The organism is Pseudoxanthomonas winnipegensis (genome assembly GCF_004283755.1).
GTDB classification, from domain to species: domain Bacteria; phylum Pseudomonadota; class Gammaproteobacteria; order Xanthomonadales; family Xanthomonadaceae; genus Pseudoxanthomonas_A; species Pseudoxanthomonas_A winnipegensis.
The window spans coordinates 293,792-320,136 of record NZ_SHMH01000002.1; the positions used below are offsets into that span (position 1 = coordinate 293,792).

Below are 26,345 nucleotides of genomic sequence, written 5' to 3' on the forward strand. Positions count from 1 at the left end.
GTCCTGGATGACCGCCACCCCTGTGCCTTCTTCCCCGCTGCGGCCCTTCGCGGCGCGCGTGCTGGTCGTGCTGGCGATCGGCGCGCTGGCGCTGCTGGCCTGGCAGCTGTCCGAGCTGCTGCTGATCATGTTCGGCGCGGTGGTGGTGGCCGTGCTGCTGCACGGGCTGACCCTGCTGGTGCGGCGCTGGATCCGGGTGCCCGACTGGGCCGCGCTGGGCCTGGTGGTCACCGTGCTGGTGGTGGTGCTGGCCGGGATCTTCACCCTGTTCGGCACCGAGGTGGCCGGGCAGATCGACACCTTCCGCGAGACCCTGCCGGCGGCCTGGAACAAGTTCCACGCCTGGCTGCAGGCAAGCCCGCTGGGCCCGCAGCTGGAGCGCCTGCCCGAGCAGCTGCGCCAGGGCGCCTCGACCCTGGCCGCGCACGCCGGTGCCTTCGTCATGTCGGCCGGACGTGGGGTGACCGACGCCGTGCTGATGGTGGTCGGCGGCCTCTACCTGGCCGCGCAGCCGGACCTCTACCGCCGCGGCGTGCTGCGCCTGCTGCCGCTGGACCAGCGCCCGGTCGCCGACGAGGCCCTGAGCAGCAGCGGCAAGGCCCTGCGCGCCTGGCTGGGCGGGCAGCTGCTGGCGATGGCGGTGATCGGCACGCTGACCGGCCTGGGCCTGTGGGCGCTGGGCGTGCCGGTGGCGCTGGGCATCGGCCTGCTGACCGCGCTGCTGGATTTCATTCCCATCGTCGGCCCGGTGCTGGCGGCGATCCCGGCCATCCTGCTCGGTTTCACCGTCTCGCCGGAGGTGGCGCTGGGCACGCTGGCGCTGTTCGTGGTGCTGCAGCAGCTCGAAGGCCATGTGCTGCAGCCCCTGATCCAGGCGCGCGCGGTGGACCTGCCGCCGGCGCTGCTGCTGTTCTCGCTGTTCGGCATCGGTGCCCTGTTCGGGCCGATGGGCGTGGTCCTGGCCGCGCCGATGACGGTGGTGCTGTACGTGCTGGTCAAGCAGCTCTATGTGCGCCACGCGCTGGGCGATACCGAAGTCGATCCTCAGGCCTGAACCGCCCCTGCGCGCGGCGGGCGTGCTCGCCGGCCGCGCAACGGAAAACCAACCCGCGGCCCCGGGCGATGGCGGTAGAGTCTGGCGCGCCGTGCAACGGCGCCTTTCGCACTGACGGCCGACAAGGAGCAGCACTCTGAGCAGGATCGCCATCGTCCGCAGCCTCTGGCTGGCCATGCTGGCCTGCGCGCCGCTGGCCAATGCGCAGCAGGTGCCCGACGACCGCTCCGCCGGCACCCAGGCCACGCAGGACACGCAGGACACGGCCGCGCCGCCGCCCGGCCTGAGCGCCGGCAGCGACGTGCCCACCCTGGGCGAGGTCAAGGCGCTGCCGCCGGAAGAGGGCGAGGTGGTGGATCTCTATCGCTTCCGCAATCCGATCCAGGTCGATCCGAATCCCTTCTCCAAGGCCTATCAGCCGCCGCCGTCGGTCAAGGACATCTCCGAGAGCGGCGGCTATGTGGCCTACGGCCTCTCCAAGCTGGTCGGCGCCGCCGCCAAGGGCCTGCAGGCGATCCCGGGCGTCAAAGGTCAGGTCCACCCCCCGACCGCGCGCCCGCCACCGCTGAGCCTGGAGCAGATGGACCGCGCCGCCCGCGCCTGCGGCGAGGACGGCCAGGGCTGTACGGACGGCGCGTCGGCCAACGATGTGAGCAGGTGAGCGCATGAGGGCGCCGCGGCGTGCGCGGCTGCTCGCCTACGCCGTGCTGGCGTCATGCATTGGCGCGACTCCGGCCTTCGCTCAACAGGCATCGCCCGCGCCACCCACAACGCCGCCCACCGCCGTCACCACCCTCGATCGCGTCCAGGCCCTGCGCCCGGACGAGGAGGTGCTGGATCTCTACACCTTCAAGAATCCCGTCACCGTCGAGCCCAATACGTTCGACAAGGTCTACAACCCCGGCATCAGCCCTGAACTGATGGGCAAGGATCCTCGCGACGGCGGCTATGGAGGCTACGTCTACTACGGCATCAACCAAGGCCTGCTGCACACCTGGAAAGGCATCAAGCAAGTCACCGGCATGCGCCCCTACGAGCACCCCGCCATCGCCCGCCCGCCGCCGTTGACGGAGGAACAGATGCGCAGAGCGGTGCAAGAGTCAGGGGTCACCGATTAAACGCGCTCAGTGCTTTGCTCTAAGGTGGCATCCGCTGCAGCATCGTCCTGCGGCCTAAGGGGGGAGGCAGGATGCTCAAGAAAATACTGCTGGTGCTCTGCACCTGGGGGCTCGCCTGGGCCGTCGTCGCCAATACGCCGTGTTCCGGATCCAAGGGCGGCGTCAGTCACTGCGCCAACGGACGCTTTGTCTGCAACGATGGCTCGATCAGTGCCTCCAAGCGCATCTGTAGTGGTGGTGGGGACGCCACGGATGCGCTGCAGTTGGCGCCGCCTTCCCCCGCTGCCTCAGGAAGTTGCCCTTGCAGCACCGCAACGTTCTGTACCGGCCCGCGCGGCGGACGCTATTGCCTGACGCCCTCTGGCCGCAAGAGCTATATCCCCAGGGACTGACGCCCGAATGCGAAAGGGCATCTCGATGCGAACACGCGAACATCAAGGAAGACGTCATGGGTGAGGTCTATCTGACCGTCATTGTCGGGACGTTGCTGCTAACGCTGTACCTCCTGTATAGCTTGCCGGCGCCCGAGATCACTCCATTGGTGCGGATCATGACGGTGCTTGGGTGTTGCGTGCTTGGATACTGGATGCTGTCCGCCATCCAGGATTCATTCGAGTTGGGCAGGATCGATTGTGGACGGCGTCTACATCACACCTGCAAACGGGATAAGGATCCTTTTAGCTTCATCGCCGCGCAGAGCTTGCACGTTGGTGTAGCGATCGTGGCCTTTTCGGCGGCCATCCATTCGCTAATCAAGCGCAGTAACTAGTGCGACGAAACATACTCCGCCACCGCCTGCTTGGGCGGCACGGCGAAGCTGTCGCGCATGCGCCGCACCTCGCGCGCGGGGGTCAGGCCGAACAGGCGCTTGAACTCGCGGTTGAACTGCGAGGTGCTCTCGTAGCCGACCGCGTGGCAGGCCGCGGCGGCGGTCATGCCTTCGCGCACCATCAGCAGGCGCGCCTGGTGCAAGCGCGTGGACTTGAGGTACTGCATGGGCGAGGTGCAGGTGACGGCCTTGAAGTGGCTGTGGAAGGACGGCGCGCTCATGCCGGCTTCCTCGGCCAGCTGCGCGACGGTCAGCGGCTGCGCGTAGGCCGCATGCAGGTGGCGCAGCGCCTTGCCGATCCGGCCGAAGCGGCCCTGCATCGCCAGCGCCGCGCGCAGCGTGGGGCCCTGCGGTCCGGTGAGGAGCCGGTAATACAGCTCGCGCAGCTGCTGCGGGCCGAGGATGGCCGCCTCCATCGGCGTGGCCAGGGCCAGCAGCAGGCGCTGCACGGCCTGGTGCAGCGGCGGATCGATCGGGCTGGACAGCAGGCTCTGCGGCGCGGCGCGGCGGTGCGGGGCGGGCCGCCGTGGCGGTCGATCTCCAGCATCAGCTCGACGGCGAGCGGGAAGTCCAGGTGCAGGTACAGCGCCAGCAGCGGCGCTTGCGCGGTGGCGTCGGTCTCCATGGTGAAGGGCACCGGCACCGAGACGGCCAGGTACTGGTGCGCGTCGTAGACATAGGTGCGCCGGCCGAAGTAGCCGCGCTTGCGGCCCTGGCAGACGATGACGATGCCGGGGTCGTACAGCACCGGCGTGCGCGCCAGCGGCCGGTCCGAGCGCAGCAGGCGCACGCTCTCCAGCGTGGTCAGCGTATAGCCCTCGCGCGGTGCCAGCGCCTGCACCAGCGGCGCCAGCGGCAGCAGCCCGGCGCAGGTCGCATCCGACGGTGATGGAGGGTCGTTCATAGGAATAGGCAAGGATCGGAGGCGGATTGGCCTTCGAAGGCGGGTTGCGGATTTCTATTGTGCACTACCCTCACACGACCGGAGCCCGCCCATGTCCAAGTCCAAACAGCTGCTCATCACCGGTGTCAGCAGCGGCTTCGGCCGCGCGCTCGCCCAGGAGGCGCTGGCCGCCGGGCATCGCGTGGTCGGCACGGTGCGCAGCGTGCAGGCGGTCGACGCGTTCGAAGCCCTGGCGCCGGGGCGCGCCGTCGCCCGCGTGCTGGACGTCACCGACACCGCGGCGATCGCGCCGGTCGTCGAGGGCATCGAGGCCGAGTTCGGCGCGATCGATGTGCTCGTCAACAACGCCGGCTATGGCCACGAAGGCGTGCTGGAAGAATCGCCGCTGGAGGAGCTGCGCCGGCAGTTCGAGGTCAACGTGTTCGGCGCCGTGGCGATGATCCAGGCGGTCCTTCCGCACATGCGCGCGCGACGCGCCGGCCACATCCTCAACATCACCTCGATGGGCGGCTTCATCACCCTGCCGGGCATCGCCTACTACTGCGGCAGCAAGTTCGCGCTGGAGGGCATCGGCGAGGTGCTGGGCAAGGAGGTGGCCGACCTGGGCATCCGCGTGACCTCGGTGGCGCCTGGCTCGTTCCGCACCGACTGGGCCGGACGCTCGATGGTGCGCACGCCGCGCAGCATCGGCGACTACGACGCGCTGTTCGATCCCATCCGCCAGCGCCGCCAGGAAGTCAGCGGCAAGCAGCTGGGCGACCCGCGCAAGGCCGCGCGCGCCATGCTGGCGGTCATCGATGCGCCGGTGCCGCCCGCGCATCTGCTGCTGGGCAGCGACGCCCTGCGGCTGGTGCGCGAGAAGCTCAGGGCACTGGAAGCCGAGCTGGCGCAGTGGGAAGCGCTGACGGTCTCGACCGACGGCTGAAAGCGGTGCGCCCCAAGCGCTAACCCAAGCTCGCCGCCGCAGCCAAGAACAAGGTCATTGGCGCCGTGGCCAGGGCTGCGGAGGAATCCCGATGTCGGCGACCCGATGCGATCGTCCTTGGCGCTCCCACCAGCGGCTGCTGCGCGCGTGCGAGGTTGCGCAGTGCTGCCCTGGTCACGCCCAAGCCCAGCGGACACTCATCGAAGAGCTATTAATCAATAAGCCCCAACGCGGGATTTGACGCCCGCGATGGGGGTGGTTCAATGCGCTGCGGAAGGGACCTAGAACGCGTACTCCGCCGTCAGGCCCAGCAGGGCGGTCGAGCGCTTGGGACCATCGAAGCGGATGCCGGTGGCCGGGTCGCGCACCTCGCCGGCCTTGGCCCGGAAGTAATCGTAGTGCAGGCCGACGCTGAAGTTCTGCGTGGCGTTCCAGCCGGCACCGATGCCGGCGTAGTAGCTGTTGCGACCGCTGTCGCCGCCGCTCTTCAGGCCCAGGTTCTGGCCGACGGAGTTGTAGTAGTCGATGTTGTTGTCCGAGGCGCGGAAGTAGCCGCCGCGCGCGCCGATGTACCACTGCGGGGTCACGTTGAAGCGTGCGTTGCCGCCCACGTGCCAGCCGCGCAGGGCGTTCTCGCTGTCGCGCTGATTGACCTCATCGCTGTTGAACGCGTTGGAGACCTTGAGGTTGCCGAGGTCGGCGTAACCGCCTTCCACGCCGAGGCCCCACTGCGGGCCGACCTTCCAGCGGTACCCCACGCTGCCGTCATAGCCGGTGCGGCGGCCATGGCGGCCTTCGAACACGTTGAAGTCGCCGCTGCCGAAGCGACCCGCGGTGCCTCCGTCGGTGCGGCCGACGCTGCCCGAGACGAACCAGTTGCCCTGGCCGACCTGCAGGTCCGGGCGATAGGTATCGCCGCCGCTTTGCGCAAATGCGGACGGGGCGATGAGGGCTGCGCTGATGGCCGCAGGGAGGAAAATCTTCTTCATACAAATGACCTTTCGACTGGGGGCGAACGTGGTGATGTCCACAGGGATCGCCGGTTTTAGAACCGTCGCTGGCGCAGGTGCGCGGTGTGCGACACAAACCAGTAGGAGGCTTCGCATCTGAAGCGCATCCAAACCTTCACGTTTGTCTCAGATGGATTTAACGCGTGAGTTCAAGCGGGAGTTATGCGGGTGAGAAGCGTGCGAAGAAGCGCACTGTGCGTACGAGTTGTCACCAGCGATTGCGGCCACGGGATACCGTCGCCGGTGCTCAGCACTCATGGGCGAGGCAGGAAGCGCTACATGACGGCTCTCGATATCCAGGACGTTGAAGCTGTCCTGTCCGCGCACGATCTCGCGGTACCGCAAGGCCTCCATGACGCCCGCTCCTGGCGCACCGACGACCTCTGACCCCACAGCTGGCGACAGTGCGTCGTGCGGGCAGGACCGGTCGCCCGGGACACCGCTAGCACCAAGGCATTAGCTCCAATGGGCTATCTGCCGCGTCGTCGCGCTGGTCTATAACTCCGCACCGGCTCTTCGCGTCTGTCTTCGATGTCAGTCGCGCAGGGCACGACAGCCTTGGGAGGGGTGGACGATGCGACGATTGATGCATGCGATGCGCGGGTGCATGGCCTGCCTGCTGCTGGCGACGATGCCGGCATGGGCGCAGGCCGGCGAGACGGCGACACAGACCCTGGCGCTCTGGCCCGAAGGCAGCCTGCCGCAGGTGGTCAAGGGGCCGGAGAAGATCGGCAAGCAGGGCAGCGCCACCGGTTCGGTGAGCCAGATCTCCAACCCGCGCATCGAGATCTATCGCGCCGCGCATCCCAACGGCACCGCGGCGCTGATCGTGGGCGGTGGCGGTTATTTCCGCATCCAGGTCGGCACCGCGGCGCGGCCGATGGCACAGTGGCTGGCCTCGATCGGCGTGACCAGCGCGGTGCTGTACTACCGGCTGCCGGCCGATGGCTGGAAGGCCGAGGCGCCCTTCCAGGATGCGCAGCGGGCGATGCGGCTGATGCGCCAGCATGCGGCGCAGTGGGGCTTCGACGCGGACAGGATCGGCATCATCGGCTCCTCGGCCGGTGCCAACCTGAGCGGCATCATCGCCACGCGCTGGGACTACGATTTCTATCCGCGCGTGGACGCGGCCGATGCGCTGTCCGCGCGTCCGGCTTTCTTAGGGATGCTGTATCCGGTGGTGTCGATGAAGCCGCCGCTGGACAAGACCCGCAGCGCGCGCGAGCTGTCCACCCAGGCCGACTACCGCACCGCGTATTCGGTCGAGGACCACGTGCGCGCCGACATGCCGCCGGTGTTCCTGGCCCAGGCGGTGGACGACCCCATCGTCGATGTCGGCCACAGCCTGCTGATGTACCAGACCGCGCTGAAGGCCAAGGTGCCGGTGGAACTGCACATCTTCGAACGCGGCGGCCACAGCTGGGGGCTGGGCAAGCCGGGCACCGAACCGGCGCAGTGGCCGCGCCTGTTCGCCACCTGGGCGCGCATGCATGGCTTCATGCAGGCGGCCGGCGCGTCCGGCGCCGATCCTGCCGCGTCCGGCACCGCCGACGGCGAATGACACCCGCGGCCCGCGGGCCGCACCTCTACGGGGAATCCTCACCATGAAGCACGTCCGACACGCCGCGCTGGCCGCGGCGATCGCCAGCGCCTTGTCCACGCTCAGCGCCCCGGCGCTGGCCGACAGCGCCACCGAGGCGCAGCTGCGCAAGATGATCGAGCTGCAGGCGCAGCAGATCGCGCAGCAGCAGCAACAGCTCAGCGCGATGAACGCACGCCTGTCGGCGCTGGAAGGCGGCAAGCCGGGCGCGGCGGTGGCCGGCACGTCGGCCGATCCCACCCAGGCCCAGGTCGCCGCGGCGGTGGCCGACACGCGCAGCGACGACGAGCTGGCCATCCTCAAGGCCCAGGTCGCGCAGATGGCGGTCGCCGGCGGCGGCGCCAAGCGCGACGGCAACGTCAGCTGGAGCGACGGCGGTCCGGAGTTCAAGAGCGCCGATGGCCGTTTCACCTTCCATCCGCGTGGACGCGTGCTGATGGACTTCACCAGCACGCACGGCTCGCGCTTCGACGCGCGCAACGTCACCGGCACCGACATGGCCAGCGGCCGCCTCGGCGCCGAGGGCGAGGCCGGCCCGCTGGGCTACAAGATCGAGGCCGACTTCGCCGGCAACGAAGTGACCATGAAGGACGTCTACCTGTCCTGGGACACCAAGCTGGGCGGGCTGCCGGCCGAGGTCTACGTGGGCAGCAAGCTCAAGGACCGCAGCATCGACGGCGCTACCGGCGGCACCACCACGCCCTTCATGGAGCGCAACGCGGTCGGCTCGGTGGGCGGCATGCAGAGCGGCTTCTTCGGCCTGGGCGTGACGACCAAGCTCTACGGCAGCAACTGGCACGCCAGCCTGGCGGTGACCGGCGACGACATCGGCGGCGACAGCAGCGCCAGCGACACCATCGCCTACACCGCGCGCGCGCACTGGAATCCGGTCAAGACCAGCGCCGGCTTCCTGCATGTGGGCGGCTGGTATTGGTACGAGGACCTGGGCAAGGACATCACCAGCATCAACAAGACCTCGCGCGTGGCGCTGGGCTGGAACGGCCAGGTCGCCATCTCCGCCAGTTCGATCGGCGGGGTGACCGACGACCACGCCTGGGGCGCGGAACTGGGCGGTACCTGGCGCAGCGGCTGGGCCTTCGCCGAGACCACGGTGCGCACCATCAATTCTTCCACCGAGGCCTCGCGCGAGCAGAAGGCCAGCAGCTACTACGCCGGCTGGCTGCTGACCGGCGAGAAGCCGGGCTTCTCCTCGCGTTCGGGTGTGTGGACCACCACCAAGGTGCTGCGTCCGGTGACCGAGGGCGGCTGGGGCGCGTTCGAGGTGCTGGCGCGCTACGACGACTACGACTTCACCGACGCCGCGCGCGGCGGCGAGGGCGAGGCCTTCACCTTCGGCGTCAACTGGTATCTGACCAGCTTCGCGCGGCTGATGCTCAACGTCGTGCACTGGCGCACCGACAACAAGGTCGGCAGCTACCAGGGCCCGGACTCGGGCAATACGGTCGGCGTGCGCGCTCAGGTCTCGTTCTGAGCCGAGGCCTTCAGTCGGTCGGGGTTTTCGGCGCGCAGGCGCGTCCACAGGCGCGCGTTGGCCTGGGCGTCGGGTTCGAGCGCGGCCAGCTGGGCCAGGGCGTCGGCGTCGCTCAGCTGGTCCAGGCGCGCCAGCGCGGCCAGTGCGGCGGCCAGGCGGCCGTAGCGCAGGGCGATGCCCAGCGGCGTGGCCGGGACCTGTCCATCGCGCTGCGGGCGCTGCTCCATCAGCGCCTCGGCCATCGGCAGCGGCAGGTCCCAGCCGGCGGTGACGGTGCGGGCGGTGGCGATGGTATGGCGGTCCAGCAGGGTCGCGGCCACCGCGAGCTCCGGCGCGGCGCCTTCATGGCGGGCGTAGGTCTCCTGCAGCACACGCAGCACCACCACCGCGCCCAGGCCCTGCAGCAGGCCCAGCAGCTGCGCGGACAGCGCGTCCTCGCCGCGCCCGTGGCGCGCGGCATGGTCGGCCGCGGCGGTGGCCGCGTGCAGGGCGTAGCCCCAGATCGCGGCGGGGAGCTGGGCGAACATGCCGCCTTCCAGGCTCAGCACCGGCTGCATCAGGGCGGTCGCGGCGATGCGGCGGATGCCATCGGTGCCGATCAGCGCCACGCCGCGTTCCAGCGTGTCCACCGGCGGCGCGCCGGCGGCGCGGTACAGCGCGCTGTTGGCGATGCGCAGCAGGCTGGTCGCCAGGGCCGGGTCCTGGGCGATGATCGCGGCGATCGCGCGGCCGTCGGCGGCCGGATCGTTGACCGCGCGCATCAGCTGCGGCAGCAGGTTGGGGCGGCGCGGCATGTACTGCGGCTGCAGGTCCAGGCAGTCCAGGATCGAGTTGGCCTGGTGCAGCACCTGCGCCTGGAGGCCCTCGATGGGCTGGGTCGCGTCGGCCAGGTCCGGCCGGTGCATGGTCGCCGCGTACAGCCTGCGCATCAGTGGATGCAGGCGCGGGACCTCGGCCGGGGTCGAAGGCGGCGGCGCATGCTCGGCCGCAGGCGTGGCCGCGACCACGGCGAGGGTCTTGCCGGGTCGACGACGCCGTGCCGCCCACCACACGCCAACGACGAGCAGCAGCACGAGACCCAGCAGCAGCGGCGCAAGTGTCATGGCGTTCGCCTGACGCAGAAGTTGGAGCTGCGTCACTATCCGTTGCCTTGCCGGTGCCGGCAAGGGCTCAAGCAGCGTCGGCGCAAACGACCGCGCCCCCGCAGGTGTCCTGCGGGGGCGCGGTGTTGGATCGCTTCGACCGAGGGTCGGCCGGGCGTGCGGGCTCAGCCGAAGACGCGGAAGCGCTGGGCGTCGTCGATGAAGTCCTTGCCGCCGATCTCGGCCTCGTGCGAGCCGAACGGCATCTGCGCGCGCAGCTTCCAGCTGGCCGGCAGGTTCCACTCGGCCGCCGCGGCGGCGTCGGGCAGCGGGTTGTAGTGCTGCAGGCTGGCGCCCACGCCGACGGTGGCCAGCGCGGTCCACACCGCCAGCTGGGCCATGCCGCTGGACTGCTCGGACCACACCGGGAAGTTGTCGGCGTACAGGGCGAACTGCTCCTGCAGGCCCTTGACCACGTCCTGGTCCTCGTAGAACAGGATGGTGCCGGCGCCGGCCGCGAAGCTGGCCAGCTTCTTCTCGGTCGCATCGAACGCATCGGCCGGCACGATCTTCTTCAGCTCCTGGCGCACCAGGTCCCAGAACTTGTCGCTCTGCGCGCCGTAGAGGATGACCACGCGCGAGCTCTGCGAGTTGAACGAGGACGGCGCGTGTTTGACCGCTTCCTGGATCAGCGCGGTGAGCTCTTCGCGCGAGACGGGCAGCGACTTGCCGAGGGCGTACTGGGTGCGACGCGTCTTGTGCGCGTCGAGGAAGGCGTTGGTCATGGCGGCAGGGCCTTAAGGTGAGAATCCAGCGGCCAGCCTAAACAGGCCCGCGCCGGGCAGACAGCCCGCTGTGCGACAAAGTCCGTTGCCGATGCTGCAACAGCACATCGCCTTGGGCGCCCAGGCCCTGCCAGCGCGGGATCGGCCGTCGGCGCGATGCGGGGGCGCGCCCGGCCTGTCTGTACGGACGTTCAGGCAGGTCCGCCCGCGCTCACCACGGCATGCCGCCGGCGCAGGCAGGCTGCAGCGGGCTGTGTTCCGAACCGGGCGCGCTGGCCCGATAATTCCTCGAGGCCGGCGCCGTGCCGGACGGTCTTCCACGAGACGTTCGCATGTCTGCACCCGCCGATCCTGCCAAGCCGACGCCCCCGCACGAACCCGATCGACTGGCCGCCTTGCGCGCGCTGCAGGTGCTGGACACCCCGGCCGAGCCGATGTTCGACGATCTGACCTGGCTCGCCGCCTGCCTGTGCCAGGCGCCGATCGCGCTGGTCAGCCTGGTCGACGAGGAGCGGCAGTGGTTCAAGGCGCGCGTCGGCCTGGGCCTGCCGCAGACGCCCCGGCACATGGCGCTGTGCGCGCACGCGCTGGAGCACGGCGGGCTGCTGGAAGTGTCCGACCTGAGCGCCGATGCGCGCTTCGTGGACAACCCGCTGGTGCTGGGCGAGCCGCACATGCGCTTCTACGCCGGCGCGCCGCTGGTGGGCAGCGGCGGCCATGTCTACGGCGCGCTGTGCGTCATCGACACGGTGCCGCGCCAGCTCACCGAGGCCCAGCGCGAGGGCTTGCTGCGGCTGGCCACGCGCACCACCGGCGCGCTGGAGACACGCAGCGTGCTGCACCACGCCGAGGCGCGCGAGCAGACCCTCGAGCGCCTGCTCGAGTCCATGCCCGATGCGGTGGTCACCTGCGACGCGCAGGGCCAGCTGGGCCAGTTCAATCGCCAGGCGCGCGCCTGGCACGGCCTGGACCCGGCCAAGGTGCCGCAGGCGCAATGGGCCCGGCATTTCGACCTGTTCCAGGCGGACGGCAGGACGCCGTTGAGCACCGACCAGATCCCGCTGGTGCGCGCGCTGTCGGGCGAACACGTGCAGGAGGCCGAGATCGTGATCCTGGCCGCCGGCCAGCCCTCGCGCTCGGTGCTGTGCAACGGCGACCCGCTGCGCGCGCCGGACGGTTCGCTGCTGGGCGCGGTGGTGGTGATGCACGACATCACCCGGCTGCGCGCCTCGCAGGAGGCGGCGCTGGTGGAAGGCCAGCGCTTCCGCGAAGCGTTCTCCGCCGCCGCGCAGGGCATGGCGCTGGTGTCGCTGGAAGGCCAGTGGCTGGACGTCAACGACGCGGTGTGCGCGATCTTCGGCTATACGCGCGATGAGCTGATGCGGCTGGACTTCCAGCGGCTGACCCATCCGCAGGACCTGGATGTCGATCTGGACCTGCTGGACGAACTGCTGCGTGGCGAGCGCACCAGCTACCAGCTGGACAAGCGTTACTTCCACCGGGACGGCCACCTGCTCCACGCCCACCTGTCGGTGTCGCTGATCCGCGACGCGCACGGCGCGCCGCTGCACCTGGTCTCGCAGATCCAGGATTTCACCCAGCAGCGGCAGGCCGAATCCGCGCTGCGCGAAAGCGAGCAGCGCCTGCGCACCATCACCGACAACGTGCCGGCCCTGGTGGCGCGGGTGGGCCAGGATCTGCGCTACGAGTTCGTCAACAGCCATTACGCGCACTGGCTGGGGCGGCCGCCCGGCGATGTCATCGGCCGGCACATGGCCGAGGTGCTCGCCCCCGAGCACTTCGCCAGCCTCCTGCCGCACGCCGATGTCGCACTGGCCGGGCAGACGGCCGAGTTCGACCTGGACGTGGTCGACCGCCACGGCGAGCTGCGCCACATGCACGCCATCTACGTGCCGGACGCGACCCCGCGTGCGCCCGGCGATGCGCGCCGCGCGGGCTTCCTGCTGACCGTGCACGATGTCACCGCCCAGACCCGGCTCTCGCGCATGCTGCAGGAGCGCGCGCTGACCGACCCGCTCACCGGCCTGCCCAACCGCCTGGCCTGGATGGTCGAGCTGGACATCGCCCTGGCCCGTGCGCGCACCACCGGCGAGCCGCTGGCGGTGCTGTTCATCGACCTGGACGGCTTCAAGCCGATCAACGACACCTACGGCCACGAGACCGGCGATGCGGTGCTGTGCGGCTTCGGCGAGCGCCTGCGCCAGACGCTGCGCCCGGAGGACTTCGTCGCCCGCCTGGCCGGCGATGAATTCGTGGTGCTGCTGCACCACGTGCACGATGCCTCGGACCCGGAGGCCGTGGTGCGCAAGCTGGAGTACGCCATGCGCACGCCGCTGCTGGCCAATGCGCACGTGCTGCAGGTGACGCCGAGCATCGGCGTGTCGGTGCAGTACGGGCCGCATTACGACATCGCGGCGCTGATGCGCGAAGCCGACGTCGCTATGTACCAGGTCAAGCGCGCGCACGCCGCGCGGGCCTGACCCTCATCCGGGCTCATCGCGCAAGTGCTTGCCGCAGTGCGGCTTGACTGCGCCAGCGAAGGCGTCCGGTGCAGCCCGGCGATCACATTCCCAACCGCTTGTTCAGTGGCAAACGCCGTAGCGGCAAGGCATGCGCGCTCTGCAATGCGGATGGCATCTGGCCTACACCCCTCGTAAACATCGCTGTGCCCACCATGCCGCCCGGTTTTGACCCGCCGCCAGGCAGCGCATCGCATGAACGCAGTAAGACAACAGCCTCTGTCGGCCGCGGCCCGCGACATCGAGGAGCGCATCTTCCGCCGGGGCGTGAGCGACCAGGAAGTGCGCCAGGCCATCGATCTGGTGGCCGAGTACGTGGCCACGCACACCGAGCAGGCGCCCGAAGGGCAGGACTGGTGGAGCGCGTTCGCCGAGGTCTACGAAGACCTGACGCGCAACTTCAGCGTCGCCCAGACCGAGGCCTTCGAGATCGCCACCGATACCATCCTGGTCGGCTGCGGTCGCCCGCGCTGGAGCTGCATGCGCGGCGGCGCCGGCGCGCGCCGCGCCATCCCGCAGTCGGGCGGCATGCCGGGCCGCTGGTCGTCGGCGGCCTGAGGCGCGCCATCGCAGCTCTCCGCTCCCCCCTGTAGAGCGGAGCTTGCTCCGCTGCGTTTCGATTTGGTTCGTGGGAAGGCCCCAGCGGAGTCCCCCAGAGGGGATTGCCACAAGCTCCGCTCTACAGACAGGCCACTGCGGGATTTGAGGAGACAGTTGCTCCCACCGAGCGGCCAGGTCCTGTGATCCGGGGCGAAAGTCGTGACCGGGTGTGCAGTCCTGCGCGCATTCGGACTTTTCCTACGCCGTAGCGGGATATCGCCCGACGGCCTGCGTCAGGCGAGACGGGCGATGCTCGATCCGCCCCGGCAGCAGCCCTCGCAACGGCAAGGAACGCCGCTCGCAAGGACCATGGGCGCGACCCTGAGCAAGTCGCACGCAGGGCCGGTGGCGTTCTCCTTCTGGCCGGTTCCCCCCGGCCTTTTTTTGCCCGCGCCCCGCGGCTACGGCAGCGCGACCGGCGCGGCCAGCGGCGAGACGCCGCGTTCGTCGAAGGCTTCCACCGACACCACATAGCCAGGGTCGGTGTTCAATGCGCGCAGGTCCAGCGTGGTGCCGCGGTCGGCGAAGACCTGGTAGGTCAGGGTCAGCCGGTCGGCGCGCAGGCCCCAGCGCACGTTGTAGCCGACCGCGCCGGGGACGGGGTTCCAGCGGACGGTCGCGTTGCGGCGATCGGTCTCGCGCGTGGCGCGTAGGCCGGTGGGCGCGGGCGGGGCGGGGCCGTCGGCGTTGCCGAACACGCGCAGGTCGCTGATCGCCAGGTGCTGCGCGCCGACATGGCCGTGCACGTAGCGGATGTAGCGCGTGCGCACCGGCTCGGGCAGCGGCAGGTAGGCGTTGGGGCGGTCGCGGCGCGTGGCCGGGTCGTCGCCGACCTCGGCCAGCGGCGCCCAGTGCTGGCCATCGTGCGAGTGCTGCAGCCGGAAGCTGGTGTACACCTGCGGCCCGTCGCCGAACACCCCGGACTGGAAGTCGGCGAAGTCGACCTGCACCGCGCGCACCGTGCGCTCGCCGCCCAGGTCCACGCTCAGCATCTGGCCGGCGTCGGCCGAGGCGGCCACCCAGAACGTGCGCGGATCCTCGTCGGTGACATTGGCCGCGCGATGGGTGCCGTCGTCGGACGAGGCCGTGGCCCGCTTGCGGTAGGACAGCAGCATCCAGCCGGTGAACAGCGCCTCGGGATCATCGACCGGGCCGTCCGGCATCCAGTGCGGGAAGTCGCCGAAGCGCGTGGACACGCGCATCTGGCCATCGGGGTAGAAGCCGGCCGGGAACAGGGCGATGCGCCGCTCGAAGGTCCAGTTCGCCCCGATCCACGGCGTGCCGCTGTTGAACCAGTTGCCGTGCGCGTCCTGGAAGGTCGAGCCGTGTCCGGCGCCCTGGACGAAGCCGCCCGGCTTGTAGGCGACCGGGTTGTACGCCGCGTAGGTGAACGGCCCCAGCGGCGCATCGCCCACATAGGTGCCGGTCGCGTAGCTGTTGTGTTCGGTGCCTGGCGCGGCGTACTGCAGGTAGTAGCGCCCGGCGTGCTTGGTCATCCACGCGCCTTCCAGGTAGTTGCCCACCGGCCGGCCGTCGGGGAAGACCGCGCCGCGATGGTCCTGGCCGAAGCGCTCCCAGCCGTGGTGCGCCGGGTCCAGCGCCAGCAGGGCCTGGGGATGGCCGCGATAGGCCAGGCCGCGCGCGGTGCGGTCCAGCGCGATGCCGTAGAGCGGGAACACGTCCGAGCTGCCCCAGTACAGATACCACTGGCCGTCGTCGTCGATGAACAGGTCCGGGTCCCAAGGGCCCGACGGGATCATGCCCGGCGGCACCTGGCTGTCCCAGTTCTCCTTCACCGCATCGGGCAGTTCGGGCAGCAGGCGGGTGAGGAAGTCCAGCCGGCCGCTGGCCGGATCGGTGCTCTGCAGCACCGCGCGCGGGGCGAAGGCCGACTGCATCAGCACCAGGCGCTGCCCGTCGGACACGGCCGCCGGCGCGACCAGGGCCTCGAACGGCCAGCGGCTGGGCCGGACGAAGGTCCAGTGCAGCAGATCGGTGGAGCGCCAGTAGCCGTCGGCGATGGTCAGGAACAGGTACCAGGCATCGCCGTGGCGCACGATCGCCGGGTCCGCGCCGGTGCGGTAGCTGATGCCTTCGTTGAGCTGCTCGAAGTTGTAGCGATAGTCCAGGTCGACCGGATTGGCCCAGGTGCGCGCCGGCGGCTGCTGGGCGAGCGCGGCGCCGGCGCACAGCGTCGTGCACGCCAGCAGGAACAGGGGACGGAACATGGCGCTCCCGGCGCGCGTAGGGGAAGCGCATGGTGCCGCAGGATCGCGCCGCCGGCTGGCGCGGCGCAGCACGCCCGGGTGGCCAGGGAGTGGGATTGCCGTCACGCCGGCTTCCCGGCCGCCGGGTAACTTCCCACCCCATGGATCAGGACGCGAGCCGGCGCGATTGGCCAGACTGGCTGGACCTCGAGGTCGAGCAGGAATACTGGCGGACGCGCTTCATGGACCTGCCCTGCGCCAAGGCGGGCGACGACATCCACCGCTGCTGGCCGCTGATCGAGCTGGTCTACACGCTGTACGTGCGTTACCCGCGCGCCTCGCTGATCGAGGCGCTGGCGCATTACGAGGCCGGATCGCGCGGCCATCCGCACGGCATGGACCATCCGCAGCTGACCGAGCTGTTCGCCCGCATCTGGGGCCGCATCCTCAAGGTCGCCCGCGGCCGCACGCTGCCGGCCTGGGCGCCCGGCGGGCCGGGCGCGGCGCGTTCCTGACTGCCGCCGTGCGCGGCATATGCCATCGAAGGCGGACGACATGCCCGATGGCTATTTCAGTCGCCGTCTGACGGCCCCTAGGGTGGCAGGTCCGGCGGCGCACGGCGCCGTTGGACGTGATCCCTCCCGGAGCCGCCCATGGCTGTCGCTGCCCACGCCGTTTCCCCTGCCATCGCCGATGCGGTGGAGATCGTCCCGTTCGATGCGCCGCTGGGCGCGGAAGTCTGGGGCCTGGACCTGTCGCGCCCGCTGAGCGCGGCGACCTTCGCGCGCATCCACCGCGCGCACCTGGACCACCACGTGCTGGTGTTCCGCGATGCGCGCATCACCCCGGCCCAGCAGGTGGACTTCAGCCGCCGCTTCGGGCCGCTGCAGATCCACGTGCTGCGCAACTTCCAGCTGGCCGGGCATCCGGAGGTGCTGGTGGTGTCCAACATCAAGCAGGACGGCAAGCCGATCGGCCTGGGCGATGCGGGCCACTACTGGCATTCGGACCTGTCCTACAAGGAGCGGCCCAGCCTGGGCTCGCTGCTGCATGCGCAGGAGCTGCCGCGCGAGGGCGGGGACACCTTGTTCGCCAACCAGCATCTGGCCTTCGACACGCTGCCGGCCGAGCTGCGCCGCGCCATCGACGGCCGCCTCGCCGAGCACAGCTACCTGGCCAAGTACGAGGAGCTGCGTGCGCGCAATCCCTATCGCCCGGCGCTGACCCAGGAACAGATCGACGAGGTCGTGCCGGTGCGGCATCCGGTGGTGCGCACCCATCCGGAGACCGGCCGCCGCGCGCTGTTCGTCAGCGAGCATTTCACCACCCGCATCGTCGACCTGCCGCAGGACGAAAGCGATGCGCTGCTGGCCGAGCTGTTCGCGCTGAGCACGCGGGAATCCTTGGTGTACCGCCATCGCTGGCAGCCGCACGACCTGGTGTTCTGGGACAACCGCTCGGTCATGCACCTGGCCGCCGGCACGCCCGACAGCGAACGCCGCCTGCTCTACCGCACCACCATCGAGGGCGACGCGCCGTTCTGAAGCAGCGCGCCCAATCCCCAATCCCCAATCCCCAATCCCCAATCCCCAATCCCCAATCCCCAATCCCGAGCCTGTCAAATGCCCCCACGTTCCGCATCGACCCGCGCGTTCCTGCGCCGCCGTCTGCTGCCCGCCACGGCGCTGCTGCTGTGCGCCGCGCTGCTGGCGGCCTGCGGCAACGCCGGCCAGGGCGAAGCGCCGGCGGGCGCGGCGCCGCAGCAGGCCACGCTGCGCATCGGCAAGCAGTTCGGCATCGTCTACCTGCTGCTGGACGTGGCCGACGCCAAGGGCTTCATCGTCGAGCAGGCCAAGACCCAGGGCCTGGCGGTCAAGGTGGAGACCCGGCAGCTGTCGGGCGGCGCGGCGATCAACGATGCGCTGCTCAGCGGCGCCATCGACGTGGCCGGCGCCGGCACCGGGCCGCTGTTCACCCTGTGGGACCGCACGCGCGGCCGCCAGGACGTGCGCGGCGTGGCCTCGCTGGGCAACTTCCCCTATCAGCTGATCAGCAACGCGCCGTCGGTGCGCAGCATCGACGATCTGCGCCCGAGCGATCGCATCGCGGTGCCCGCGGTCGGCGTGTCGGTGCAGGCGCGCATCCTGCAGTACGCCTCGGCCCAGCGCTGGGGCCAGGCGCAGGCGCTGAAGCTGGACGCGCAGCAGGTCGCGCTGCCGCATCCGGACGCGGCGGCGGCGATCATCTCCGGCGGCAGCGAGATCACCGCGCATTTCTCCACTCCGCCGTTCCAGCAGCAGGAGCTGGCGCGCAATCCGGCCGCGCACGTGATCCTGGACTCCTACCAGGTGCTGGGCGGTCCGTCCTCGGCCACGGTGCTGTACGCCACGGCGAAGTTCCGCAAGGACAATCCCGCGCTGTACCACGCCTTCCTGGCCGGGCTGGACCAGGCGGCCAAGTTCATCGTCGCCCATCCCGAGGAGGTGGCCGAGGTCTACGTGCAGCGCAACCCGGGCAGCGAGCGCGAGCAGGTGCTGGCCGTGCTGCGCGATCCGCAGGTGCAGTTCACCATCGCGCCGCAGAACACGCTGGGGCTGGGCCGCTTCATGCAGCAGGTCGGCGCGATCAAGCAGGCGCCGGGCGCGGTGGGCGACTACTTCTTCGACGACCCGCTGATCGCGGGCGGGAGCTAGGCCGGTGAACGTGCACGCATTGCCGCAGCCGATGCTGCAGGTGGACCACGTCAGCCTGGAGTACGCCGAGGCCGGGCGCGTGGTGCGCGCCACCCACCGGGTGAGTTTCGACGTGCATGAGGCCGACCGCTTCGTGCTGCTGGGCCCGTCGGGCTGCGGCAAGTCGACCCTGCTCAAGGCGGTGGCCGGGTTCCTGACGCCGAGCGAGGGCCAGATCCGCCTGGACGGGACGCCGGTCGCCGCGCCGGGGCCGGATCGCGGCGTGGTGTTCCAGGAGTTCGACCAGCTGGCGCCTTGGAAGACGGTGCGGCAGAACGTCGAGTTCGGCTTGCGCGTCGCGCGCAGGCTGGGCCGGGCCGAGGCGCGCGAACGCGCCGGCGATGCGCTGGAGAAGGTCGGCCTGACCGCCTTCGCCGACGCCTATCCGCATACCCTCTCCGGCGGCATGAAGCAGCGCGTGGCCATCGCCCGCGCGCTGGCGATGCAGCCGCGCGTGCTGCTGATGGACGAGCCCTTCGCCGCGCTGGACGCGCTGACCCGCCAGCGCATGCAGGCCCAGCTGCTGGCGCTGTGGGAGCAGGTGCGCTTCACCCTGCTGTTCGTCACCCATTCCATCGACGAGGCGTTGGTGGTCGGCAGCCGGGTGCTGCTGCTCTCGCCGCACCCGGGCCAGGTGCGCGCCGAACTCAACGCGCACCAGTTCGATGCCGGCAGCGGCGCCAGCGTCGCCTTCCAGCAGGCCAGCGCGCATATCCACCACCTGCTGTTCGAGGCGCCGCATGCCGCGCCGACGCCGCTGCGCACGCGCACCGAGGCCCAGGCATGAGCGCGGTGGCCACCCCGCTGCGCCGGCAGCCGCCGGTGCGCCCGGAATACACGCGCAGCGTGGTGCCGGTGGAGGCCGCGCGCGCGATCCCGCAGGCGCGGCGCCGGCCCTGGCCGGACGGCCTGCGCCGCGCGCTGGTGCTGGTGGTGCTGGCCATCGTCTGGGAGATCGCCGCGCGCCTGGTCGGCAACGACCTGCTGCTGCCGAGCTTCCTGCAGACCACGCGCGCCTTCTACGACGGGCTGATCTCCGGCGAGCTGCCGCGGCGCGTGGCCGCCTCGCTGTGGGTGCTGGCGCAGGGCTATGCGCTGGGCGTGCTCGGCGCGTTCGCGCTGACCGCGCTGGCGGCCTCCACGCGTATCGGCCGCGATGTGCTGGGCACGCTGGTGGCGATGTTCAATCCGCTGCCGGCCATCGCGCTGCTGCCGCTGGCGCTGCTGTGGTTCGGGCTGGGCACCGGCAGCCTGGTGTTCGTGCTGGTGCACTCGGTGCTGTGGCCGCTGGCGCTGAGCACCTTCGCAGGCTTCGAGGCGGTGCCGCAGACCCTGCGCATGGCCGGGCGCAACCTGGGCCTGCGCGGACCGCGCTATGTCGTGCAGCTGCTGGTGCCCGCGGCGCTGCCCTCGATCCTGTCGGGGCTGAAGATCGCCTGGGCCTTCGCCTGGCGCACGCTGATCGCCGCCGAGCTGGTGTTCGGCGCCACCTCCGGCCAGGGCGGGCTGGGCTGGTACATCTTCCAGAACCGCAACGAGCTCTACACCGACAAGGTGTTCGCCGGCCTGGCGATGGTGATCGTGCTGGGGCTGCTGGTGGAAGTGGTGGTCTTCAGCGGCCTGGAGCGGCTGACCGTGCGGCGCTGGGGCATGCAGCGCAGCTAGGAACGCGGGCGAAGCGGGGCGGTGAGCGCACCGCCTGGCGTTCGCCCATGCCCGCCACCAGGCTCAGGAAGGCGTCGGCTCGCCGACCTGCACCCGCGCGCGGCGGAACAGCACCAGCGTGGCCACCAGGCCGATCAGCGCGGCCAGCGACAGCCACAGCGCCGGGGCCGCCTTGCTGCCGGTGGCATGGATCAGCCAGGTCGAGACCGCCGGGGTGAAGCCGCCCATGGTCGCCGTGGCCAGGCTGTAGGCCAGCGAGAAGCCGGTGGTGCGCACCGAGGCCGGCATCACCTCGGTCAGTGCCACCACCATGGCGCCGTTGTAGGCGCCGTAGAGCAGCGAGAGCCATTCGCCCGCGATCAGCAGCCGCACGAACGAGGGCGAGGCCACCAGCCAGTGCAGCAGCGGCCAGGCGGTGAGCAGGGTGGCCAGGGATGCGGCCACCAGCAGCGGGCGGCGGCCGACGCGGTCGCTCAGCGCGCCGAACACCGGCAGCCAGACGAAGTTGGACAGGCCGATGCAGCAGGTCACCAGCAGGCTGTCCAGGTCGGACAGCTGCAGCGCGTCGCGGCCGTAGGTCGGCATGTAGGCGGTGATCAGGTAGAAGGACACCGTGGTCATTATCACCATGCCCACGCCGGCCAGCACCACGCCGGTGTTCTGCCGCAGCGAGCGCAGCACCGCGCGGCCGTCCGGGCGCTCGGTGCGCGCGGCGAACTCCGGGCTTTCCTCCATCGAGCGCCGGATGAGGAAGATCACCGGCACGATCAGGCAACCGATGAAGAACGGGATGCGCCAGCCCCAGGCGTCCATCTGCGCCGGCGCCAGCCACGCGTGCAGGGCCACGCCCAGCGCGCCGGCGAACACCACCGCCACCTGCTGGCTGGCCGACTGCCAGGCCACGTAGAAGCCGCGGTGGCCGGGCGTGGCGATCTCGGACAGGTAGACCGATACGCCGCCCAGCTCCGCACCGGCCGAGAAGCCCTGCAGCAGCCGGCCCAGCAGCACCAGCAGCGGCGCCAGCACGCCCAGCGTGGCGTAGCCGGGCACGAAGGCGATCAGCAGCACGCCCAGCGACATCAGCCCCAGCGTCAGCAGCAGGCCTTTGCGCCGGCCGTGGCGGTCGATGTAGGCGCCCAGCACCAGCGCGCCCAGCGGGCGCATCAGGAAGCCCGCGCCGAAGGTCGCCAGCGACAGCATCAGCGAGGCGAAGGCGTTCTGCGAGGGGAAGAAGGTGTGACCGATGGTCGTGGCGTAGAAGCCATAGACCATGAAGTCGTACATCTCGAGGAAATTGCCGGCGGTGACACGGATCACCGCGGGCGCGCCGTGGGGGGGCGAGGCTGGATTCATCGTGGCGGAAGTGGGGGAGACAGGGGGAGAGCGGAAGCGGCAAACATACGCCGCGCGGGGAAATGTTCCGTGAGAAACAGGAGCGAGGGACGAGGGGAGAGGAGCCAGAAAGGAGCAAAAGCCGGCAACAAACCCACTACCGTCATTCCCGCGAATGCGGGAATCCATGGACGTTCGCGCGGTGAAGCCAGCGGCGCTGCATGGTCAGACGTGCGTCTGCCGAAAAGCACTTCCCGCGTTTGCGGGAACGACGGTGGGAGGTTCAAGGGAGGCGCTTACGCGTCGTCCCTTGTTCCTTCCTACCCGTCCCTGCGCAACGCTCCTCAGAGCTCGATCACATCGAACTTCACGTCCGGATCGACATCGGCGTCGTAATCCACATCGTCGCGCTCGAAGCCGAACAGCTTGAGGAACTCGCGCTTGTAGTTGGCGTAGTCGGTCAGCTCGAACAGGTTCTCGCTGGTGACCTGCGGCCAGATCGCCTTGGCCGCGGTCTGCACCTCGGGCTTGAGCTCCCAGTCGTCCAGGCGCAGGCGCTGCTCGTCGTCCAGCTCGGGCGCGGCGCCGTCGGCGCGGTACATGCGCTCGCGGAACAGACGGTCCAGCTGCTCGATGGTGCCCTCGTGCAGGCCCAACTCCTTCATCACCTTGAAGACGATGGAGATGTACAGCGGCATCACCGGGATGGCCGAGCTGGCCTGGGTCACCACCGACTTGAGCACGGCCACGTTGGCGCTGCCGCCGGTCGCGGCGAGCCTGGCGTTGAGCCGCTGCGCGGTCGCGTCCAGGTCGGCCTTGGCCTTGCCCAGCGCGCCGTGCCAGTAGATCGGCCAGGTGATCTCGGTGCCGATGTAGCTGAAGGCCACCGTCTTGGCCGCCGGGGCCAGCACGCCGGCCTGGGCCAGCGCATCGATCCACAGTTCCCAGTCCTGGCCGCCCATGACGGTGACCGTGTCGGCGATCTCCTCCTCGGTGGCCGGCTCGATGCTGGCGGTGGTGATGGTGTCCTTGTTGGTGTCGATGGCGGTGGAGGTGTAGGGCGCGCCGATCGGCTTGAGCGCCGAGCGCTTGAGTTCGCCGGTGGACGGCAGCTTGCGCACCGGCGAGGCCAGCGAATACACCACCAGGTCCACCTGGCCGCCCATCTCGGTCTTGATCAGCTCGATGACCTTGGCGCGCGCCTCGTCGGAGAACGCATCGCCGTTGATCGAGCGCGCGTACAGCCCGGCCTGCTTGGCGAACTTGTCGAAGGCGGCCGCGTTGTACCAGCCGGCGGTGCCGGCCTTCTTGTCGCTGCCGGGCTTCTCGAAGAACACCCCCAGCGTGTCGGCGCCGAAGCCGAACGCCGCGCTGATGCGCGCGGCCAGGCCGTAGCCGCTGGAGGCGCCGATCACCAGCACCTTCTTCGGACCGTCCTGGCGCACGCCGCGCGCGCGCGTGGCGGCGATCTGGTCGCGCACGTTGAGCTCGCAGCCCAGCGGATGGGTGGTGGTGCAGATGAATCCGCGGACCTTGGGATGGATGATCAAGACGATGCCTCTCGAATGGGGAACACGTTGCGCGCGGCATCTTAAGCCCCGCATCGCCCCACGGCCACGTGCGCCGGCGTATGGCGCGGCCCGGCGCCGCAGGCTAGCGGCGCGATTCGGTGGCGATGCGCACCGCCAGCGCGGCCAGCACCGTGCCCATCAGCCAGCGTTGCACGCGCTGCCAGGTCGGCCGCTGCGCCAGGAACTGCGCGATGCGGCCGGCGAACATGGCGATCACGGCGTTGACCGCCACGCTGATGACGATCTGGGTGGAGCCCAGCACCAGCGACTGGCCCAGCACATCCCCGCGCGTGGGATCGACGAACTGCGGCAGCAGGGACAGATACATCACCGCGATCTTGGGATTGAACAGATTGGTGAGGAATCCCATCGTGATCAGCTTGCGTGCACCGTCCTTGGGCAGGTCGCGCACCTGGAACGGCGAGCGGCCGCCGGGCCGCAGCGCCTGCCAGGCCAGCCACAGCAGATAGGCCGCGCCGGCCAGGCGCAAGGTGTCGTAGGCATAGGGCACGGCCACCACGAAGGCGGTGATGCCCAGCGCGGCGCACAGCATGTAGAACACGAAGCCGAGCGCGACGCCGATCAGGGAGATCAGGCCAGCGGACGTGCCCTGGCTGATCGAGCGCGAGATCAGATAGATCATGTTCGGTCCCGGCGTGAGGACCATGCCGAAGGCGACAAGGGCGAAGGCAAGCAGATGGCTGATCTCGGGCATCGGGGACGTCCCTGGAGCGGAAGGAGCCGGAGCGCTGCGCGCAGGCCTTCAGTATAGCGAGCGCGTCGCCTGGTCCGCGCCGCAACCGCAGCCGATGCGCCGGTGTGACATTGGCAGGCCAACGAGATCTGCTACTTTCGCCCGCCCGCTCCGCCGCGTGACGCTCGTGATCTCAAAACGCCTGCTCCTGCTGTCCTGCTCCGTTCCCGCCGCGCTGGCCGGCTGCGCCTCGGCGCCCGCTACGCGCTCGGCGCTGGCCGATGGCGCCACCGCGCAGGTGGCGATCCTGGAAACCACCGACGTCCACTCCAACATCCTCAGCTACGACTACTACAAGCAGAAGCAAGACCCGACGCTGGGCTATGAGCGGGTGGCCACGCTGATCCGCCGCGCGCGGGCGGAGTTTCCCAATACCTTCCTGTTCGACAGCGGCGACACCATCCAGGGCTCGGTGCTGGCCGATTTCCAGGCCAAGGTGCAGCCGGTCGGCTGCGAGGAGGAGCTGGGCATCTACCAGGCCTTCGACGTGATGGGCTACGACGGCGGCACCGCCGGCAACCACGAGTTCAACTACGGCCTGGGCTTCCTGTCGCAGGTCACCGGCACGCCGATGAACGTCGAGGGCGGCACCAAGGCCAAGTGCAAGGGGCCCGACTTCCCGCTGGTGCTGTCCAACGTGTTCAGCGCGCGCGACGGCCAGCCGATCTTCCAGCCCTGGACCATCGTGTCCAAGGACATCACCGTCACCGGCGCCGACGGCAAGCCGGCGCGCGTGCCGCTGCGGGTGGCCATCATCGGCTTCACCCCGCCGCCGATCCTGGACTGGGACAAGCAGAACCTGGAAGGCAAGGTCACCGTGACCGGCGTGGTCGAGGCCGCGCAGCGCTACCTGCCGCAGATCCAGGCCCAGCACCCTGACCTGGTGGTCGGCATCCTGCACGGCGGGCTCAACGCCGCGCCGTACACGCCGGACATGGAGAACGGCGGCTGGCACCTGGCCGGCGTGCCCGGCATCGACGTGCTGCTGCTGGGCCATTCGCATACCGAGTTCCCGGGGCCGCGCTACAAGGATCTGCCGCAGACCGACGCCACGCGCGGCTTCGTGCGCGGCAAGCCGGCGGTGATGGGCGGCTTCTTCGGCAAGGACCTGGGCGTGATCGACCTGAAGCTGGTGCGCCGCGACGGACGCTGGGCGATCGATCCGGCCGGCACGCACAGCGAGGTGCGCCCGATCTGCACGTCCAAGACCGAGTGCGTGCCGGTCGATCCGGCCATCGCGCCGCTGGTGGCGCGTGCGCATGCGGCCGCGCAGGCCTATGTCGACACGCCGATCGGCACCAGCACCGTGCACTTCTCCAGCTACTTCGCCGATGTGGGCAACAGCACCGCGCTGGCCGTGGTCAACGCCGCCCAGCGCGACTACGTGCTGCGCGAGCTGCCGGTGCAGCATCCGGAACTGAAGGACGTGCCGGTGCTCTCGGCCGCCGCGCCGTTCCGCACCGGCTTCGGCGGGCCGGACGACTACACCGACGTGCCTGCCGGCACGCTGACCCTGCGCAGCGCCGCCGACCTGTACTTCTATCCCAACACGCTGACGGCGGTGAAGACCGACGGCGCCGGGGTCAAGGCCTGGCTGGAGACCTCGGCCCAGCGCTACAACACCATCGACCCGGCCAAGCCCGGCCCGCAGGCGCTGATCAACACCCGCTACGTGCCCTACAACGTCGACCAGCTGCAGGGCGGCGTGGCCTATGTGATCGATGTGACCAAGCCGGCCGGCCAGCGCATCACCCAGCTGACCTACCGGGGCAAGCCGATCGACCCGAAGCAGCCGTTCGTGGTGGTGACCAACAACTACCGCGCCAGCGGCGGTGGCGGCTTCCCGGGCCTGGATGGCCGCAACATCGTGCTGGCCGCGCCCGACGGCAGCCGCGAGATCCTGGCGGCCTGGATCAAGGCCAAGGGCAGGATCACGCCGTCCGATCTCGAGCCGACCTCCTGGCACTTCGCCCCGGTCAAGGCCGCCGGCCCGCTGACCTTCGACTGCCCGGCCGGCAAGCTCGACATCGCCCGGGCGCAGCAGCTGCCGCCGATCCGCGAGCTCTCCGGCGGCGGCGACGGCGCGGCGGTGTGCGCGATCGATCTGTCCGCGCGCAGGTAGGCCAACACAGGCCTGCCGGCCAG

23 protein-coding genes and 2 pseudogenes are annotated in these 26,345 nt (G+C 70.1%); 15 read left to right on the forward strand and 10 right to left on the reverse strand.

What is annotated here, in order from left to right; all coding sequences use genetic code 11:
- The first annotated feature begins 70 nt into the window (after positions 1–70).
- The 4 genes from EAT51_RS04705 to EAT51_RS04725 all read left to right on the forward strand — a co-directional run bounded on the left by EAT51_RS04705 (position 71) and on the right by EAT51_RS04725 (position 2,941).
- Entirely contained in the window at positions 71–1,054 is a 984-nt protein-coding gene (locus EAT51_RS04705) for an AI-2E family transporter (protein WP_130516108.1), read from the forward strand.
- A 175-nt stretch (positions 1,055–1,229) separates the two neighbouring features.
- Entirely contained in the window at positions 1,230–1,715 is a 486-nt protein-coding gene (locus EAT51_RS04710; RefSeq protein WP_130514611.1) for a hypothetical protein, read from the forward strand.
- 4 nt (positions 1,716–1,719) lie between these two features.
- Positions 1,720–2,172 (forward strand): hypothetical protein, encoded by a 453-nt coding sequence (locus EAT51_RS04715; RefSeq protein WP_130514613.1) that lies wholly within the window; start codon positions 1,720–1,722, stop codon positions 2,170–2,172.
- A gap of 301 nt (positions 2,173–2,473) precedes the next feature.
- Positions 2,474–2,941, forward strand: a complete 468-nt coding sequence (locus EAT51_RS04725) for a hypothetical protein (RefSeq protein ID WP_165422686.1) — start codon at positions 2,474–2,476, stop codon at positions 2,939–2,941.
- Here EAT51_RS04725 and EAT51_RS20545 read toward each other — a convergent pair.
- The 3 genes and pseudogenes from EAT51_RS20545 to EAT51_RS20745 all read right to left on the reverse strand — a co-directional run.
- Positions 2,938–3,321: a helix-turn-helix transcriptional regulator gene (locus EAT51_RS20545; protein WP_228257834.1), complete on the reverse strand. Its 384-nt coding sequence runs from the start codon at positions 3,319–3,321 to the stop codon at positions 2,938–2,940. The genes EAT51_RS04725 and EAT51_RS20545 overlap by 4 nt on opposite strands.
- Positions 3,322–3,402: 81 nt before the next feature.
- A pseudogene (locus EAT51_RS20835) lies at positions 3,403–3,489 on the reverse strand (hypothetical protein); the annotation flags it as partial.
- An 89-nt stretch (positions 3,490–3,578) separates the two neighbouring features.
- Positions 3,579–3,905 (reverse strand): annotated as a pseudogene (locus EAT51_RS20745) (AraC family transcriptional regulator); the annotation flags it as partial.
- A gap of 91 nt (positions 3,906–3,996) precedes the next feature.
- On the opposite strand from EAT51_RS20745, the gene EAT51_RS04735 reads away from it, so the two are divergent.
- A complete protein-coding gene (locus EAT51_RS04735) occupies positions 3,997–4,830 on the forward strand; it encodes an oxidoreductase (RefSeq protein ID WP_130514619.1) in 834 nt (277 codons plus the stop codon).
- 281 nt (positions 4,831–5,111) lie between these two features.
- Here the strand turns inward: EAT51_RS04735 and EAT51_RS04740 are convergent, their stop codons facing one another.
- Positions 5,112–5,819: an outer membrane protein gene (locus tag EAT51_RS04740; protein WP_165421901.1), complete on the reverse strand. Its 708-nt coding sequence runs from the start codon at positions 5,817–5,819 to the stop codon at positions 5,112–5,114.
- Positions 5,820–6,447: 628 nt separating this feature from the next.
- Here EAT51_RS04740 and EAT51_RS04745 point away from each other — a divergent pair.
- Together EAT51_RS04745 and EAT51_RS04750 are read left to right on the forward strand one after the other, a co-directional pair.
- Positions 6,448–7,401, forward strand: coding sequence for an alpha/beta hydrolase (locus EAT51_RS04745; protein ID WP_228257816.1), 954 nt, complete (start codon positions 6,448–6,450; stop codon positions 7,399–7,401).
- A 43-nt stretch (positions 7,402–7,444) separates the two neighbouring features.
- A complete protein-coding gene (locus EAT51_RS04750; RefSeq protein ID WP_130514623.1) occupies positions 7,445–8,932 on the forward strand; it encodes an OprO/OprP family phosphate-selective porin in 1,488 nt (495 codons plus the stop codon).
- Here the strand turns inward: EAT51_RS04750 and EAT51_RS04755 are convergent.
- Both EAT51_RS04755 and EAT51_RS04760 read right to left on the reverse strand, forming a co-directional pair.
- Positions 8,917–10,035, reverse strand: a complete 1,119-nt coding sequence (locus tag EAT51_RS04755; protein WP_130561365.1) for an HDOD domain-containing protein — start codon at positions 10,033–10,035, stop codon at positions 8,917–8,919. The two genes, EAT51_RS04750 and EAT51_RS04755, sit on opposite strands and share 16 nt — an antisense overlap.
- Before the next feature lie 164 nt (positions 10,036–10,199).
- Positions 10,200–10,799 (reverse strand): nitroreductase family protein, encoded by a 600-nt coding sequence (locus EAT51_RS04760; RefSeq protein WP_130514626.1) that lies wholly within the window; start codon positions 10,797–10,799, stop codon positions 10,200–10,202.
- 332 nt (positions 10,800–11,131) lie between these two features.
- Between EAT51_RS04760 and EAT51_RS04765 the strand changes: the two genes are divergently transcribed.
- Positions 11,132–13,300 (forward strand): sensor domain-containing diguanylate cyclase, encoded by a 2,169-nt coding sequence (locus EAT51_RS04765; RefSeq protein ID WP_130514628.1) that lies wholly within the window; start codon positions 11,132–11,134, stop codon positions 13,298–13,300.
- A gap of 234 nt (positions 13,301–13,534) precedes the next feature.
- A complete protein-coding gene (locus EAT51_RS04770) occupies positions 13,535–13,897 on the forward strand; it encodes a hypothetical protein (RefSeq protein WP_130514630.1) in 363 nt (120 codons plus the stop codon).
- A gap of 443 nt (positions 13,898–14,340) precedes the next feature.
- On the opposite strand, the gene EAT51_RS04775 is transcribed toward EAT51_RS04770, so the two are convergent.
- Positions 14,341–16,167, reverse strand: coding sequence for a family 43 glycosylhydrolase (locus EAT51_RS04775; RefSeq protein ID WP_130561366.1), 1,827 nt, complete (start codon positions 16,165–16,167; stop codon positions 14,341–14,343).
- Between the two features lie 140 nt (positions 16,168–16,307).
- Between EAT51_RS04775 and EAT51_RS04780 the strand changes: the two genes are divergently transcribed.
- From EAT51_RS04780 to EAT51_RS04805, 5 genes are all read left to right on the forward strand, one after another.
- The gene (locus EAT51_RS04780) at positions 16,308–16,661 is read left to right on the forward strand and encodes a hypothetical protein (protein WP_130514634.1); all 354 of its coding nucleotides are present in this window, start codon (positions 16,308–16,310) and stop codon (positions 16,659–16,661) included.
- Between the two features lie 138 nt (positions 16,662–16,799).
- A complete protein-coding gene (locus EAT51_RS04785; protein ID WP_130514636.1) occupies positions 16,800–17,690 on the forward strand; it encodes a TauD/TfdA dioxygenase family protein in 891 nt (296 codons plus the stop codon).
- A gap of 78 nt (positions 17,691–17,768) precedes the next feature.
- Positions 17,769–18,839, forward strand: a complete 1,071-nt coding sequence (locus EAT51_RS04795) for an ABC transporter substrate-binding protein (RefSeq protein WP_130514638.1) — start codon at positions 17,769–17,771, stop codon at positions 18,837–18,839.
- Between the two features lie 19 nt (positions 18,840–18,858).
- Complete coding sequence (locus EAT51_RS04800; protein WP_165421914.1) at positions 18,859–19,665, forward strand: ABC transporter ATP-binding protein; 807 nt, start codon at positions 18,859–18,861, stop codon at positions 19,663–19,665.
- On the forward strand, positions 19,662–20,543 hold the full coding sequence (locus tag EAT51_RS04805; protein WP_130553968.1) for an ABC transporter permease: 882 nt from the start codon (positions 19,662–19,664) through the stop codon (positions 20,541–20,543). The genes EAT51_RS04800 and EAT51_RS04805 overlap by 4 nt, the downstream gene beginning before the upstream one ends.
- Before the next feature lie 63 nt (positions 20,544–20,606).
- On the opposite strand, the gene tcuC is transcribed toward EAT51_RS04805, so the two are convergent.
- From tcuC to EAT51_RS04820, 3 genes are all read right to left on the reverse strand, one after another.
- Positions 20,607–21,896, reverse strand: a complete 1,290-nt coding sequence (tcuC, locus tag EAT51_RS04810) for an MFS transporter (protein ID WP_130553967.1) — start codon at positions 21,894–21,896, stop codon at positions 20,607–20,609.
- Between the two features lie 323 nt (positions 21,897–22,219).
- On the reverse strand, positions 22,220–23,425 hold the full coding sequence (fabV, locus tag EAT51_RS04815; RefSeq protein WP_130553966.1) for an enoyl-ACP reductase FabV: 1,206 nt from the start codon (positions 23,423–23,425) through the stop codon (positions 22,220–22,222).
- 103 nt (positions 23,426–23,528) lie between these two features.
- Positions 23,529–24,161, reverse strand: a complete 633-nt coding sequence (locus EAT51_RS04820; RefSeq protein WP_130553965.1) for a LysE family translocator — start codon at positions 24,159–24,161, stop codon at positions 23,529–23,531.
- A gap of 169 nt (positions 24,162–24,330) precedes the next feature.
- Between EAT51_RS04820 and EAT51_RS04825 the strand changes: the two genes are divergently transcribed.
- A complete protein-coding gene (locus EAT51_RS04825) occupies positions 24,331–26,322 on the forward strand; it encodes a bifunctional 2',3'-cyclic-nucleotide 2'-phosphodiesterase/3'-nucleotidase (protein WP_484565991.1) in 1,992 nt (663 codons plus the stop codon).
- Positions 26,323–26,345 lie beyond the last annotated feature (23 nt).

What these genes read in the sequence shown, in the direction of transcription:
- EAT51_RS04710 (WP_130514611.1), top strand. Translation starts at nt 1,230, where the DNA reads ATGCTGGCCTGCGCGCCGCTGGCCAATGCGCAGCAGGTGCCCGACGAC.
- EAT51_RS04715 (WP_130514613.1), top strand. Translation starts at nt 1,720, where the DNA reads ATGAGGGCGCCGCGGCGTGCGCGGCTGCTCGCCTACGCCGTGCTGGCG.
- EAT51_RS20545 (WP_228257834.1), bottom strand. Translation starts at nt 3,321, where the DNA reads ATGCAGGGCCGCTTCGGCCGGATCGGCAAGGCGCTGCGCCACCTGCAT.
- EAT51_RS04735 (WP_130514619.1), top strand. Translation starts at nt 3,997, where the DNA reads ATGTCCAAGTCCAAACAGCTGCTCATCACCGGTGTCAGCAGCGGCTTC.
- EAT51_RS04740 (WP_165421901.1), bottom strand. Translation starts at nt 5,819, where the DNA reads ATGAAGAAGATTTTCCTCCCTGCGGCCATCAGCGCAGCCCTCATCGCC.
- EAT51_RS04745 (WP_228257816.1), top strand. Translation starts at nt 6,448, where the DNA reads ATGGCCTGCCTGCTGCTGGCGACGATGCCGGCATGGGCGCAGGCCGGC.
- EAT51_RS04750 (WP_130514623.1), top strand. Translation starts at nt 7,445, where the DNA reads ATGAAGCACGTCCGACACGCCGCGCTGGCCGCGGCGATCGCCAGCGCC.
- EAT51_RS04755 (WP_130561365.1), bottom strand. Translation starts at nt 10,035, where the DNA reads ATGACACTTGCGCCGCTGCTGCTGGGTCTCGTGCTGCTGCTCGTCGTT.
- EAT51_RS04760 (WP_130514626.1), bottom strand. Translation starts at nt 10,799, where the DNA reads ATGACCAACGCCTTCCTCGACGCGCACAAGACGCGTCGCACCCAGTAC.
- EAT51_RS04765 (WP_130514628.1), top strand. Translation starts at nt 11,132, where the DNA reads ATGTCTGCACCCGCCGATCCTGCCAAGCCGACGCCCCCGCACGAACCC.
- EAT51_RS04770 (WP_130514630.1), top strand. Translation starts at nt 13,535, where the DNA reads ATGAACGCAGTAAGACAACAGCCTCTGTCGGCCGCGGCCCGCGACATC.
- EAT51_RS04775 (WP_130561366.1), bottom strand. Translation starts at nt 16,167, where the DNA reads ATGTTCCGTCCCCTGTTCCTGCTGGCGTGCACGACGCTGTGCGCCGGC.
- EAT51_RS04780 (WP_130514634.1), top strand. Translation starts at nt 16,308, where the DNA reads ATGGATCAGGACGCGAGCCGGCGCGATTGGCCAGACTGGCTGGACCTC.
- EAT51_RS04785 (WP_130514636.1), top strand. Translation starts at nt 16,800, where the DNA reads ATGGCTGTCGCTGCCCACGCCGTTTCCCCTGCCATCGCCGATGCGGTG.
- EAT51_RS04795 (WP_130514638.1), top strand. Translation starts at nt 17,769, where the DNA reads ATGCCCCCACGTTCCGCATCGACCCGCGCGTTCCTGCGCCGCCGTCTG.
- EAT51_RS04805 (WP_130553968.1), top strand. Translation starts at nt 19,662, where the DNA reads ATGAGCGCGGTGGCCACCCCGCTGCGCCGGCAGCCGCCGGTGCGCCCG.
- tcuC (WP_130553967.1), bottom strand. Translation starts at nt 21,896, where the DNA reads ATGAATCCAGCCTCGCCCCCCCACGGCGCGCCCGCGGTGATCCGTGTC.
- EAT51_RS04820 (WP_130553965.1), bottom strand. Translation starts at nt 24,161, where the DNA reads ATGCCCGAGATCAGCCATCTGCTTGCCTTCGCCCTTGTCGCCTTCGGC.